The 13,386-nt window shown below is 37.5% G+C and carries 16 protein-coding genes; 5 read left to right on the top strand and 11 right to left on the bottom strand.

The genetic code is table 11. The features are described 5' to 3' along the window. Positions 1-22: 22 nt before the first annotated feature. The 5 genes from AC1M87_RS00675 to AC1M87_RS00655 all read right to left on the bottom strand — a co-directional run bounded on the left by AC1M87_RS00675 (position 23) and on the right by AC1M87_RS00655 (position 4,931). Positions 23-1,222: an acyl-CoA dehydrogenase family protein gene (locus tag AC1M87_RS00675; protein WP_035263603.1), complete on the bottom strand. Its 1,200-nt coding sequence runs from the start codon at positions 1,220-1,222 to the stop codon at positions 23-25. 30 nt (positions 1,223-1,252) lie between these two features. Further along, positions 1,253-2,548, bottom strand: a complete 1,296-nt coding sequence (locus tag AC1M87_RS00670; RefSeq protein ID WP_481592664.1) for an acyl-CoA dehydrogenase family protein — start codon at positions 2,546-2,548, stop codon at positions 1,253-1,255. Between the two features lie 227 nt (positions 2,549-2,775). After that, on the bottom strand, positions 2,776-4,149 hold the full coding sequence (locus tag AC1M87_RS00665) for an ABC1 kinase family protein (protein ID WP_481592663.1): 1,374 nt from the start codon (positions 4,147-4,149) through the stop codon (positions 2,776-2,778). Between the two features lie 143 nt (positions 4,150-4,292). Continuing rightward, positions 4,293-4,598 (bottom strand): hypothetical protein, encoded by a 306-nt coding sequence (locus AC1M87_RS00660; protein WP_481592662.1) that lies wholly within the window; start codon positions 4,596-4,598, stop codon positions 4,293-4,295. A gap of 123 nt (positions 4,599-4,721) precedes the next feature. Then, positions 4,722-4,931 carry a cold-shock protein gene (locus tag AC1M87_RS00655; RefSeq protein ID WP_035263597.1) on the bottom strand — a complete coding sequence of 70 codons (210 nt, stop codon included), beginning with the start codon at positions 4,929-4,931 and terminating at the stop codon, positions 4,722-4,724. A gap of 371 nt (positions 4,932-5,302) precedes the next feature. On the opposite strand from AC1M87_RS00655, the gene prmB reads away from it, so the two are divergent. The 3 genes from prmB to AC1M87_RS00640 all read left to right on the top strand — a co-directional run bounded on the left by prmB (position 5,303) and on the right by AC1M87_RS00640 (position 7,865). After that, a complete protein-coding gene (gene prmB, locus AC1M87_RS00650; RefSeq protein WP_481592661.1) occupies positions 5,303-6,313 on the top strand; it encodes a 50S ribosomal protein L3 N(5)-glutamine methyltransferase in 1,011 nt (336 codons plus the stop codon). A gap of 14 nt (positions 6,314-6,327) precedes the next feature. Then, positions 6,328-7,413: a chorismate synthase gene (aroC, locus tag AC1M87_RS00645; RefSeq protein ID WP_481592660.1), complete on the top strand. Its 1,086-nt coding sequence runs from the start codon at positions 6,328-6,330 to the stop codon at positions 7,411-7,413. A gap of 98 nt (positions 7,414-7,511) precedes the next feature. Continuing rightward, a complete protein-coding gene (locus AC1M87_RS00640) occupies positions 7,512-7,865 on the top strand; it encodes a hypothetical protein (RefSeq protein WP_143047393.1) in 354 nt (117 codons plus the stop codon). A gap of 44 nt (positions 7,866-7,909) precedes the next feature. On the opposite strand, the gene AC1M87_RS00635 is transcribed toward AC1M87_RS00640, so the two are convergent. Together AC1M87_RS00635 and AC1M87_RS00630 are read right to left on the bottom strand one after the other, a co-directional pair. Further along, positions 7,910-8,386, bottom strand: coding sequence for a hypothetical protein (locus AC1M87_RS00635; protein WP_035263591.1), 477 nt, complete (start codon positions 8,384-8,386; stop codon positions 7,910-7,912). 148 nt (positions 8,387-8,534) lie between these two features. Then, positions 8,535-9,083 (bottom strand): hypothetical protein, encoded by a 549-nt coding sequence (locus AC1M87_RS00630; protein ID WP_481592659.1) that lies wholly within the window; start codon positions 9,081-9,083, stop codon positions 8,535-8,537. 272 nt (positions 9,084-9,355) lie between these two features. Between AC1M87_RS00630 and AC1M87_RS00625 the strand changes: the two genes are divergently transcribed. Next, positions 9,356-9,589 (top strand): hypothetical protein, encoded by a 234-nt coding sequence (locus AC1M87_RS00625; RefSeq protein ID WP_035270711.1) that lies wholly within the window; start codon positions 9,356-9,358, stop codon positions 9,587-9,589. 310 nt (positions 9,590-9,899) lie between these two features. Beyond that, the gene (locus tag AC1M87_RS00620; RefSeq protein ID WP_481592658.1) at positions 9,900-11,162 is read left to right on the top strand and encodes a tyrosine-type recombinase/integrase; all 1,263 of its coding nucleotides are present in this window, start codon (positions 9,900-9,902) and stop codon (positions 11,160-11,162) included. A 14-nt stretch (positions 11,163-11,176) separates the two neighbouring features. On the opposite strand, the gene AC1M87_RS00615 is transcribed toward AC1M87_RS00620, so the two are convergent. The 4 genes from AC1M87_RS00615 to AC1M87_RS00600 form a co-directional block, all read right to left on the bottom strand. After that, entirely contained in the window at positions 11,177-11,443 is a 267-nt protein-coding gene (locus AC1M87_RS00615; protein ID WP_481589973.1) for a helix-turn-helix domain-containing protein, read from the bottom strand. 64 nt (positions 11,444-11,507) lie between these two features. After that, the gene (locus AC1M87_RS00610) at positions 11,508-11,651 is read right to left on the bottom strand and encodes a hypothetical protein (protein ID WP_481588176.1); all 144 of its coding nucleotides are present in this window, start codon (positions 11,649-11,651) and stop codon (positions 11,508-11,510) included. Then, positions 11,648-12,769: an ATP-binding protein gene (locus tag AC1M87_RS00605; protein ID WP_481592657.1), complete on the bottom strand. Its 1,122-nt coding sequence runs from the start codon at positions 12,767-12,769 to the stop codon at positions 11,648-11,650. The genes AC1M87_RS00610 and AC1M87_RS00605 overlap by 4 nt, the downstream gene beginning before the upstream one ends. After that, a complete protein-coding gene (locus AC1M87_RS00600) occupies positions 12,769-13,197 on the bottom strand; it encodes a hypothetical protein (RefSeq protein ID WP_481592656.1) in 429 nt (142 codons plus the stop codon). Before AC1M87_RS00600 ends, AC1M87_RS00605 begins: the two co-directional genes overlap by 1 nt. Positions 13,198-13,386: the final 189 nt, after the last annotated feature.

Below are 13,386 nucleotides of genomic sequence, written 5' to 3'. Positions count from 1 at the left end.
GTTGAATTTAATTCAACGTGATTTATTTCAATTCGCTTGATGATTTTCCAAGTTCACGGCGCGCAACAATAAGCTGTTGAATTTGTTGTGTGCCCTCGAAGATATCTAGAATTTTGGAGTCGCGCGCCCATTTTTCCAATAACTCATCTTCGGTGTAGCCTACACTTGCAGCAAGTTCGACACACTTCAATGTAATTTCATTACAAATGCGTCCAGCTTTCGCTTTTGCAATAGAAGCTTCACGCGAGTTAGGCTTTTTATTGTCTGCCATCCATGCAGCTTTTAGGGTTAATAAACGTGCAGCTTCCCATTCTGCTTCCATGCGATAAATCTGAGCTGCAATATTTGAGGATTGAAGGTAAGGAGTGGCATATTCAGCATCTAGTTGGTCTTTAAAAATTTCCTTGATACGCTCTAAAGACGCTTTAGAGCACCCAACTGCCATTGCAGCCACAAGAGGGCGTGTATTATCAAAAGTTTCCATGACGCCTGCGAAACCTTTTGCAACATCGATTTCAGCATTACCTAATAAATTTGCAGCAGGGACGCGACAATCGATAAAGCGAATGACAGCAGTATCTGAAGCTTTAATTCCGAGTTTATGTTCAAGACGTTCAACGGTCATGCCAGGCGTGCCTTTAGGAACAACAAATGATTTGATTGCTGCACGCCCAAGTTTTTTATCGAGTGTTGCCCAAACCACGACTGAATCAGCTCGTTCGCCAGAAGTGACGAAAATTTTCTCGCCATTTAAAATATAATCATCACCATCTTTAGTCGCTGTGGTGCGTATTGCTGCAGAATCAGATCCACAGCCTGGCTCGGTAATTGCCATCGCAGCCCAAGTTCCCTTGAAGCGTTCAAGTTGCTCTTCATTGGCTACAGCAGCAATTGCAGAGTTACCTAATCCTTGGCGAGGCATGGTAAGTAATAAACCAGTATCGCCATAACACATCTCAATTACACCCAAAGCAGTAGACATGTTCACGCCATTTTTGTTGCCTTGAGTCGTATCTCCACGTTTATTGACCGCAGCGCCAGCATTCATGCCATCGCCACCTTCATTCATACCATCCAATAGGGATGCTAACATGTCGAGTTCTTTGGGATAAGCATGTTCAGCTTTATCATATTTGCGTGAAATAGGGCGAAGCACGTTTAACGCTGTCTGATGAGCTTGATCAACAAGCATTTTAAATTTTTTCGGATTTTCTAAATTCATTATCTTTGTCCTTAAATTTTTATTATTTGATTAAGCATGTAAACCAGAATGCATAATGGCAGTAGCACGCAAATCTCGATACCAACGTTCAACTGGATGTTCTTTGGTAAAGCCATGTCCACCTAAGAGTTGTACGCCATCAGTGCCAATTTTCATTGATTTTTCTGCGCATAAAATTCGTGCTAAATATGCTTCGCGATGGAAACTTAAACCTGATTCTGCACGACTTGCAGCATTCAAAACCAACATTTTCATAGCATCAATTTCAATAGCCATATCCGCGATCATAAATGCAACACTTTGACGGTGGGATATTGGTTCACCAAATGCGGTGCGTTCATTGGCATACTGAATGCAATATTGTTTAACCGCTTGGCATGTACCCACTGACATTGCACACCACATTAAATTGCCCAGATCAATGAACGCTGAATAATCAAAATCTTGCTCATTTAGTTTAAATGCTGGTGTGTTGTTAAATTTTAGGCTCACAGATTGGGTTGCTTTAAGCCCCATTGCTGGATTTGCTTTATATGAAATCGTTTCATTTCGCTCAACAATGAAAACCTGAGCTGTTCCATCTAAATCTGCGGAAACCAATAAAAGATCTGCCTGCTCACCTAGAATAACGATAGTTTTTTCACCATTAATGACAAAATGATCGCCTTGGCGTGTCGCTTTTGTTTTTAATTGGAAAGGGTTGAAAGCAGGTGTATTTTCCTGAACAGCAAAAGTTGCAAATAGATCATCTTGTTCGCTAAATGCCGACAAATACTTATTTTGAATCTCTGCTGAACCCCACTGTGTAATTGCATTAATGACTGAGAACGTGGAGAGTAATGTAGCTGTTAATGAGAAGTCACCTTGTGCAAGTTGCTCTGCGATCAGCACATTTGTAACCACATTCTTTTCTGAAGCAACGCCGCCGTATTGTTCAGGCAATGCATAATAATTGACACCTAAATCTTTAAATTGAGCCCATAAGTTTTCTGGAAAAGTAGCTTGGTGGTCGGCTGTATGTGCTAGGGGGTAGAGAACTTCATGAGCAAATTGTTGCATCGCATCAACAGTCATCTGTTGTTCTTCAGAAAGGCTGAGATCAAATAACCCTTTTTGCTGATTGGATAGACGTTGAGTCGGAGTATTGGATTTTTGTTTAAAAATTTTCTGTGTAGAGCCCAAGGTTTTAAATCCAGCCTTAGAACCTTGATAAAGCGAGCGTTCGATAATTTTTCTTAGTTTTAATTGATCGATTAAATCACTGCCTGCGAGCTTAGTGATCAAGGCTAAGCCTAAACCTTGCGCTTTGTTTGCGATATCATTCATTGTTGTAAATTCCCTGATGGTTTTTTTATACAACAAGATCGTGACATGTGTTTAGTGAAATGACTATGTCGAAAATGACTAGCTTAAAAGACTTTTTTGACCAAACAGATAAATGGTAATTCAATAGGTATTTTAATGAAATTTAAGATATATTCTTTTTAGTAATTAAATTTTTTATTTAATAAATTGACCATAGTGACACGATAGATCACTATGGTCTTAGTTCATTAAATATATGATTGGATCATTTTACGTACATTTGTTTTTGCTTCGATCACAGTCATGAATGTATATGCACCTATGAACTTACGACTGATGAACATAAATTCTTTTGGTGGAACTGAAAAATAGCGCGATGCCATCGACTTGGATGCTCGTTGCATCACACGGCTATGCAGCTGGCTTTGTTTCCAATCATAGCGCTGCTGTTCATCCATAATGCCTGTTGGTAGGTCTGGGTTATTGCTATAAGTACTAAAAGCTTCAGTAGCTAGAAGGAACACTTTTGCCATGTCAGGTTTAATGCTTAATGGCATTGCATCGAAAAACTCATAACCTGTCATAGCATTGACCATGGCTTGAGCATCATGATGATAGCCCGCGGTAATTAAATTACGAGCTACCTTGAGGAGTTGATCATCAAATTGACGGATCGCACCGAAGTCTAAAAGAATGATTTTATCTTCAATTTGCGCGCCGTCACCTAAGCGTACTAGGTAATTACCAAAGTTAGGATCAGTCTGCATCTCGCCCCATTCAAACACTTCACGAACGGCAATTTCAAGCGATGCCTCACCTAATTTGTTGCGACGTTCCTGAGGGAGTGAAAGCATGACTGGGCTATTAATCGGAACACCACGCTCAAAAGTCATACAAAGCACTTGATCTGTACAATATTGATCAATAATTTGTGGAACAACATAACGCGGATCATCTTTTAAACGCGCTCTAAAACGACGTGTTGTTTCAGCTTCAATTTTGTAATTTACTTCACGGTGCATCATTTCGCGAACCTCATCAAACCATTGATCAAATTCACGAGTTTGAGGAACCATGCGTGTAAGTTTGAGCATGTTCTTAAACAAGCTCATATCTGAGTCAATTGCGCTTGCTACACCTGGATATTGAACTTTGAGCACCAATTCAAGTCCATCAGACTTACGTGTTGCACGGTGAACCTGTGCTAATGATGCGGTGCCTAAAGGCTCATGATCAATGGTGAGATCATCGAGTTTAGATCCAAGTTGGTTGCGCAGTTGCTCATGGATTGCAGGCCACGCGAGGGCAACGGTCTGATTATTTAAAGTATTTAAGGCTTGCGTGATCTCTTCAGGTAGAAAATGCTCACCATATAACGCCATCATTTGACCAATTTTGACGATAGAGCCTTTTAATTTACCGATTTCAGCAACGAGATAGTCAGCTTGTTCTTTCATCGCTTGTTTACGTTTTTTTTCTTTTTCTTCTTCGCTTGAAAAAATAGAACTCGCACTTGAAGCAGCCCAGCGTGTGCCAGCCAGTAGAGAAGCTTTCGCAATCGAAAGACGGCGATCCATTGAAGAAGTTTTTAATTGTTTAAGCTTTTCATTCTGATCTGACATGAAGTTTAGGTCCTTTAAGCGAATCGCGCAGAGAAATCATTGTATTGAATATTACATGTTATGAACGTATTAAAATAGTTCAAGTATTTCAATATCAGGTGTATAAATGGTCAATTTATTCAAACTGAAATAGCCTAAGCTTTTTAAAGTCGATATTTAACTGGGAGTTGAGCTCGATTAGACAGAGACACGCGATACTCAGAGATGAATAACTTCATTAAGTTGACAACAGTTTCATGAATAAATCCAAGGGCATATGCTTTGATAATAATGACGCTAGGTAAGCTGAAGACAAAATATTTAACATCATCCAAACTTGGATTTTCAAAAACTTGATGATCCATCAAAAATTGCTTAAGAAATTGTTTTTCTGTTGTGACACGAGGGGAAGAATCATCACTCCAGTAATTTTGACGGATTGCCATTAAATTATTGTGTTTATAACTCATACTTCAACTTTTGAAATCCACTTTAACTTTTATTAGTTTGAGTCTAAATTTTCTTTTTCAAGTCTGGTGAGCTTTTCGAGAGACAAAAAAAGCGGGCAAAGCCCGCTTTTTTTTAACAGTTAATTAAACTGCTACGATGTCAACAGCGTTAGGACCTTTAGGACCTTGAGTTACGCTGAATTCAACTTGTTGGCCTTCAGCCAAAGTTTTAAAGCCTGAACCTTTGATTTCGCTGAAGTGAGCAAAAACGTCAGGACCGTTTTCTTGTTGGATGAAACCGAAACCTTTAGTTTCGTTGAACCATTTAACTGTACCTTTAACAGTATTAGACATAATAGGAATCCTAATAAAACTTTAATGTTATGAGTTTGAACTCAATGATGTAACTTGGAAAAAAAATGAAACTTAAAATCTGAAACCAAACGTAGGATTATGACTAACACTGCGAAATAAAAGATTTAATGAAACAACATAAATTTTCTAGTTGGCTTCGAGTATACACGATTATTTTCAATATCGTTAGTTTTAATCAACTTTCTCGCTATTTTAAAACTTGAATGAGTAGACCTTATTCAATGGATAATTCTAACTATTCAAATTTTCAATACAAATTTGCCGAATAACACGGATAGAACTTTTTATTAAAAGGATAAAACAAGGTATCATAGACCGTTTTTAAAAATTTGACCTTGGAGACGCCTTAAGTGGATCGACCGACTATTAGCCCTGAACATCTACAGGAAGCCGCTGAAAACTTAACAACTATTCGAGATTTTATTCGTTTTGGAGTTACAGCATTACGTCAATACGATGCACACTTAGGTCAAGGTACTGAAGATTATTTTGCTGAAAGTTCTGCTTTAGTTTTACAAACTTTGTCACTGGACTGGAATGCCGATGCTGAGATTTTAGACTCAAAATTGCTGCCAAGCGAAGTTGCGGAATTCTTGAGCTTACTCGAACGTCGTATCAATGACCGTGTTCCTACTTCATATTTATTAAATCTTGCTTATTTCTTTGGTAAACCATTTTATGTCGATGAGCGTGTACTGATTCCACGCTCACCAATCGTTGAGCTGATTGAAAATCGTTTTGCACCTTATTGTTTGACTGAAAACAGTGAAATGGGTGAAGCGGTCAATAATTTGCCAGTGAATCCAAATCCTAAAACTCCACAGCGTATTTTGGATATGTGTACTGGCTCTGGTTGTATCGCAATTGCTTTGGCATATGCATTCCCTGATTCTGAAGTTGATGCTACTGATATTTCGAAAGAAGCCCTTGAAGTTGCACAGATCAACTGTGAGCATCATAATAAACAGTATCAAGTCGCTTTATTGGAATCTGATCTTTTCGCTAAAATACCTGCCGAAAATCAATATGATTTAATTGTTTCTAATCCGCCGTATGTCGATGCTGAAGATATGGCAGATTTACCAGATGAGTTTCATCACGAGCCAGAATTGGCATTGGCAGCGGGTCAAGATGGTTTGGATCTTGTGCGTAAAATGCTGGCTCAAGCCGCAGACTATTTAACTGAAGATGGTTTAATCGTCATTGAAGTGGGCAACTCAGAATGGGCGATGAAGCAAAACTTTAATACTGTTGATTTCTACTGGTTGCAATTCCAACGTGGTGGATCAGGTATTTTTGCACTGACTGCAGCACAATGCCGTCAATATCGTGATTTATTCATTCAATCTGTTCAAGTTTAAAGGAGTTGTTGAACATGGCTGGCAATAGTATTGGACAATTGTTCCGTGTAACAACTTGTGGTGAATCTCACGGTGTTGGTTTGATGGCGATTGTAGATGGAGTTCCACCAGGTCTAAAGTTATCAGCTGAGGACTTACAAATAGACTTAGATCGTCGTAAACCAGGTACCTCTAAATTTGCAACACAACGCAAAGAACCAGATGAAGTTGAAATTATTTCAGGTGTGTTCGAAGGTAAAACCACTGGGACATCCATTGGTCTTTTAATTCGTAATACAGACCAAAAATCTAAAGATTACGGTAATATCGCACAAACTTTCCGTCCAGGTCATGCAGACTATACTTATACACAAAAGTATGGTTTCCGTGATTACCGTGGTGGTGGTCGCTCAAGCGCACGTGAAACAGCGATGCGTGTTGCAGCGGGTGCAATTGCTAAAAAATTCTTATTTGAAAAGTTTGGTATTGAAATCCGAGGGCATGTAACACAAATCGGAACTGAAAAAACAGAAAAACTAGATTGGAATGAAGTGCCGAATAATCCATTCTTTTGTGGTGATGTTGATGCCGTACCACGCTTTGAAGCACTTGTGACATCATTGCGTGAAAAAGGAACAAGCTGTGGAGCACGACTTGAAATTATTGCTTCAAGCGTACCCGTAGGCTGGGGAGAACCTGTTTTCGACCGTTTAGATGCTGATATCGCTCATGCGATGATGTCAATTAATGCGGTTAAAGGTGTAGAGATTGGTGATGGTTTTGGCGTGGCTGAACAATTTGGTCATGAAACACGTGATGAACTGACAACTGATGGCTTCTTAGCGAATCACGCTGGTGGTATATTAGGTGGTATCTCAAGTGGTCAAGATATTCGTGTATCAATTGCACTAAAACCTACTGCTTCTATTACCACACCAGGCAAAACGATTACCATTAATCGTGAAGATACGGATGTTCTTACTAAAGGTCGTCACGATCCTTGTGTGGGTGTTCGTGCGACACCAATCGCTGAAGCGATGCTTGCAATCGTGTTAATGGATCACTTTATGCGTCATCGTGCCCAAAATGCCGACGTTGTTGCGCCATTTGAGCCAATTTAACCAAAGTAAAAAAGCGTATGATGTAAAAAGCCAGATGATTGATCTGGCTTTTTAATATAATTTTAAAATTGCAATTGAACGTTTTATGGGGAATTCAATTGAAAATAAGGATATTGGTTGGGGCGATGGTCTTATGCGGATTATCGTATAGTTATGCGAATGGCTTAACACAATCTCAGTTTGATATTGAAGTGAAGTCAATTTATAACGAAATTGAAGCGAGTCAAATTCGATTACATCAATCGGTCGATAGTAAGCAGAATATTTCGTTGATCATTCAAAGAGCTTGTGAATATGCAGATGCATTAAATGCTTTAGAGCGAATAGCACAAAAGAATATTCATATGGCTAAAGCAAAAGAAGAAGCATTATTTGCAAAAAAAATGAGAAATTCTTTTGAGTTATCATTCCAAGATTTAGGAACAAGTTATCAAAAAAGTTGTAAGCCTTAAAAAAAAGCCAGTTCAACGAACTGGCTTTTTAGTGAATAATTCATTTATTCGATAGTTTGACCTGTATAACCTTTGATAAATGTTAAGTAAGCAGAAGACTTCTGACCGTCAGCTTGCAGGATGGGACGAGTCACTTCGCCGTTAGCTGTCACGATTTTTAGATCAATTTGTTTTGCGTCTCTAAATGAGTTTAAAAAACTTACAGGAACGACAATAAAATTAGATGAATTCGTTACACCAGCTGCAGTTGCATATTGGGTTGGTTGAATTGTTGAATAGACATAAGGCTGACCATCAACAATAAAGTTCAATTGTTTTATATCGTGCTGTATAGTGTCATTTACATCTGCAGTTATTTTAAAACCATTACGCTTTTCATCATTCCAACGGAGTGCAAGCTCAGGGCAAATTTCATCAGTAGCACAGATGAGAGGTCCTTTGGTTACAACACGTTCTGGATAACTTCCTGCACAACCTGTTAATACAACCAATGCTGAAATAAGCGCTAGTTTGATTTTCATGATTTTACCTATTGTCTTGTTTATTATAACTGTGTACACAATTTGTTAAATCTAACGAAAAATTCTAAAAAATGAAATGCCTAGCAGTCTAATAACACGTTGCAGTTTTGTATCGATGATTAAAAAAAGACCCATAGTGGGTCTTTTTTTACTTTTGCTTAAATTGTTGGTAGCCACTTTTAAATGTTTGATAGGCAAACGATGCATGCCCATCTTTTAAAATGCTATGCGTTATGGCACCTTGATCTGTCACTACAGCAATATCAATGGCTTTGGCTTGATCAAACATAACAATAAAATTCATTGGTACATCAATGTAATTTGTAGAGTTAATGAGATCAGAATTGTTGACTGTTCGGGTGCTGGTTTGGGTTGTGGTTGCATAAGGATAAGTTTGACCATCTAGCGTGAAGATAATTTGCTTGATATCAAAAGTATTTCGATCAAATAGATTGGTATGTACTCTAAATAAATTATTGCTCTGCTGTTTCCAATCAAATGTTAACTCAGTACATGGTTTTGATGGTTCACAAATCACCTGACCACGTGTTTCAATTCGCTTGGCATTTTCTGAAGGTTTAAAATCAATAACATTAGATGCATAAGCTTTTGCAGAACTTGCATTTGGTTTATTGGATACAACGATACACCCACTCAGTGAAAGAGCAGTAAGAATAGATATAAATTGAACTTTCATTATTATCAACCAGTTAAATAGATGTTGTTTTTGTATATGCTAAATTTAGCATACAATCCATATAAATGTTAACCAGTTATCAAAAAATATATATTTATTGTCGTGTTTTGCTATTTTTCTTTTTGTGATGCTTGTCAGGTTGCTTGAATTAAGTTTAAAGGTGGTAAAAAATAATTGATTGAGTCCTTTATGGTCAAACGTTTCTATTTTTGATTGAACACTTTTCAAAAGGTGATATAACTAAAAATAAAGCGTTAATAAAAGAGTATGAAATGAAAACGACTGTGAAATATGTGGTGCTGAAGAGCAAAGACTATCAATTGGGCACTCCATTGTTTGAAGAAACCATCGAGGCAGACTATGCGTATTTCGATTCAATTCCATCAGTCATTCAGTACCAGAATCATGAGTTTAAAGTGAAGTCAAAAGAACTTAATCGAAAGCAAATATTTGATGACTTTGAAGAATCACAAACAATCTTAGTTAAAGTCATCGCACTGAATTAATTTAAAGGCAGCCTTGAGCTGCCTTTCTTATTCTCATCACTATTCATTATCTATCTTATAATATAGTTCTATTCGAAATTAAGCACGGTTCAATATGCACCAAACATTCCCAATCCAAAGTAGGTTAGGTGGATTCTACTTTTTCTATAACACCATTGTGGATTATTCTTAACTTAAAATTATATATTTATTAGTAGTTTATATTAATTTTAACGATGATATAAAAGTCTTAAAAAATCACGTGTAGACTATTTGTAGACTGTTGAGAAGCATGATTTAATAAACTTACTGAAGGTTTATTGGATTAATCATGAAACTCAACAAGTCTAATGTTGATGCTATCCCATTGACGGATTCTGGTCAAAAAATTATCAGAGATACAGATTTGATCGGTTTCGCGATTCGAGTCACCACGAAATCAAAATCCTATATTGTTGAACGTAGACACGAGGGTAAACTTTATCGAGTCGTGATTGGGAAAGCGAATGAAATGTCCGTAAATTCTGCTCGAGCAAAAGCCCAAATGATTTTGGCTCAAATTTCCAATGGGGAATACATTAGTCCAAATGAAAAAGTCAGCGTAAATAATTTTTTAAATATCACTGTCGATGAAGCATTAAAGATTTATATAGATAGAAATGATTTCAAACCTAAAACAATTAGGCAGTATAAAAAATACTTTGATTTATACTTAAAGTGGTCAGATCGTAAGCTCTTTGAAATAACAAAAAAAGAAGTCCTGGATAAATTTATCGAAGTATCTGAGCTCAGCAAGTCATCAGCCAATGGTGCTATTTCATTGCTTGGCACGGTATGGAAATATATTCATGTACTTTATTCAACCGATGAAAACCCAATTTTAAAAAGCAATCCGGTAGATATTATTGCCGTAACTAAAGGTTGGAATAAGATTGAAAGTCGTAATAGGCATTTAGATAAAAGTATCATTCATAAGTACTACAACGCCGTTTTGAATTATGAGGATGAGCTTAATCTTGAAAATACAGCACGATCCAACACGCATCGAGATATCATTTTATTTACCATGTATACCGGTTGCCGTCGTCAAGAAGTGTGCGGTCTTAAATGGGAAGATGTGAATTTTAAAGAAGGTATAGTTATTTTTCGAGATACCAAAAATGGTTCTAATCATGAATTTCCAGTAGGGGACCACTTACTATCCATACTTAAAGAAAGATACTTACTAAAAGAAAATGATTGGGTATTCCCAGCGACTAAACTTCCAACTTCTCATAATATTCACGCCACTGTTGTAGATACCGCGCTCAAGAAAATAGGTGCTCAGGTTAATTTTTATGTATCGATGCACGATTTTAGGCGTACCTTCGCGTCAATATGTAATTTACTAAGATTTAATATCTATGTGACTAAACGACTGCTAAACCATACTGCTAGACCGCGTTTAGATGTCACAGGTGGATATGTACAAATACCGATGGAGGAATTAAGAGCTTCCATGAATATGATTGAGGCTGTATACCAAGGAAAAATTGATTGTTTTAACTACGAAAGTGTCTGGGATGAAAGACTCAAACAATTAAAGGCAGGATAAACCTGCCTTTTTAATTATGCGTATTGTGCTGTGCAGGTGACAGTTCTTCTTTTTTCAAAAGCGAGTACATCAGCTTTTCTATAAGCAACTCGACGACCAATTTTGGTGTAGGGAAGTTCAGACCCATCACAGCGCATTCTAGCTAAAGTCCAAGGCGAACAATCTAAATATAGAGCTACCAAATCTTGTCCAAACTTTTGATCATTAGGTGCATCTAAAAATGGTTTTAATAATTTAGATCGTTCATCTTCGTTGATATTCTTAAAACTTTTCAAAGCCATGAAAACACCTCTGTTGTTTGTATTTGTTTTTCATTTTGAAAATCTGATACACAAATTTTTTTCATTACTTTCTCCAAGTTGCTTCTTTAAACTTTGCATTGATGACCAACGTATCAATTTCACCAATACCAACATTTTCGAAAATATGGGTCATTCGCGTCCCAAACACTGTCAGTGTTCGGGTAATAGAGGAGTAATTAAATTTCATGTTTTCACCATACTTTTCGCATAGTTATCTATATCGACTTTAACCGCTGCAAATTGCTTTACCTCAATCTGTGCCAAGGCATCTAAGCCTAAGTATTCACAAACGGTTTTAGTGTCTAAGCCACGTTCTGCAATGAAGTCTTGAAGATGAGCAAGTTGCTCATTTGAAATGCCATTGAATTCAGGTGAATTGAGCCATTTCTTTTCATCTTTGTTGTAAGGACAGCCTAATTCTTTTGCCCGAAGTTGAACTGCGTACCACATATCCATTACATACCGATGGCCCTGAGGTAATGATTCAGTGAGTTGGTTTAAATCGCCAGCATGTTGAGCTTCAGTGCAACTTTGTTTCCAATTTTCAAAGTCTTCATCGGCTTTGATGGTTTCCAACTGCTCAGGTGTCATTCTGTTGATATGGTCTTTCGCTTGTTTAATGATGTCAGCCAAGAAAGTAGGATTCTGTTTTAAGTCAGGTACCCACACCTCACCAGTTTCACCACCTAAGCCACCAGCATTTTTTGCATGATGAGTAGGGCAAGGCTTAAAGCTAATGACACGAGCATTTTTACCTTCACTAGTGGTCACAGTCGTTAAATAACCCATAATGTCTGCAATACGGTAAAGCTCATTACGGTTTTTACCGCCTAGATCAGGACGATATACAATTTGATCGCCGTTTTGATCTTCAGAAGCATGTGCAATGAAAACTACGTCCTTGCCTGAAGCAATCAATGTATTTACATACTGTTTGAAGATATTGTTCGCTAAACCTTGAGCTTTAAGTTTGAGTGAACCATCTTTTTGTTTGTTGGTATTGTTCAAAGCCAAGTGTGTCTTGATGCTTTCAAGCATGGCGCCAACAGTATCAATAACCACTGTGTTATATGGTGCTAAATCTTGAGGTGTGAGATTTGCTACATCCGACCATTGTTGAACTTGAACTACTGCACCACGACGAAGCTCACCAGTACGATGTGCACCTTTATCAAAGTCAAAGGAAATTGCTTTATCACCTGTAAAGCCAATTGAAGTTTTGCCAAGTCCTGGATCCGCATAGAGATAAACAATGATGGCTTGAACCAATAGTGTTTGGTTCGCTTCAATGATAGGAAGGCCCATTACACACCCCCTAACATGCGATTCTTATGCATGTGAGTGATCAACATTTGATTAATGTTGTAATGGTCATTGTGATCTGTGAAATCTGATACTGAGTTACCTAAGACATCGTGAACTTTATCGATCGTCAGCGATGTAATCATTGCATCATCAAATTCACTACCAGGTACGCCGTAATCATCCGTAAATTTTTCGTAGTCAAATGACACATCTAGCGTATATTCATCAAGACGTACTACTGCATAGCCAGTCGTTTCAGAGGTCAGCTTTAGTGCTGCAACTGATGTTTGATTAGGTACATAGCTTGAATAGCTAAGATTTAAATCTGTCGCTTGAGGTTGTTTAGTGAAGACTAATGCACCAATCGTTACACTAGAAACCAATAAACTTACCGCGACGGTATTGAATGGGGTGAAATTTAGATTCATAATTGATCTCGCAGTTTGCAAAGCACCCATGAGTTCGAAGGCAGGGGTGCTTTTTTGTTGTCTGTGAGATAAATATTACCTAAAAGGTAATTAATTGCAACTATTAAATTATCTTTTTATTATCTTTAAGGTGTTTTTATTTTGTAATAGGCAAAAGAAAACCCACACTGGGTGGGTTTTCAAATAGTG

This window comes from Acinetobacter sp. 24-47-62 (assembly GCF_056779765.1).
This window is presented reverse-complemented; position numbering and strand designations above follow the sequence as displayed.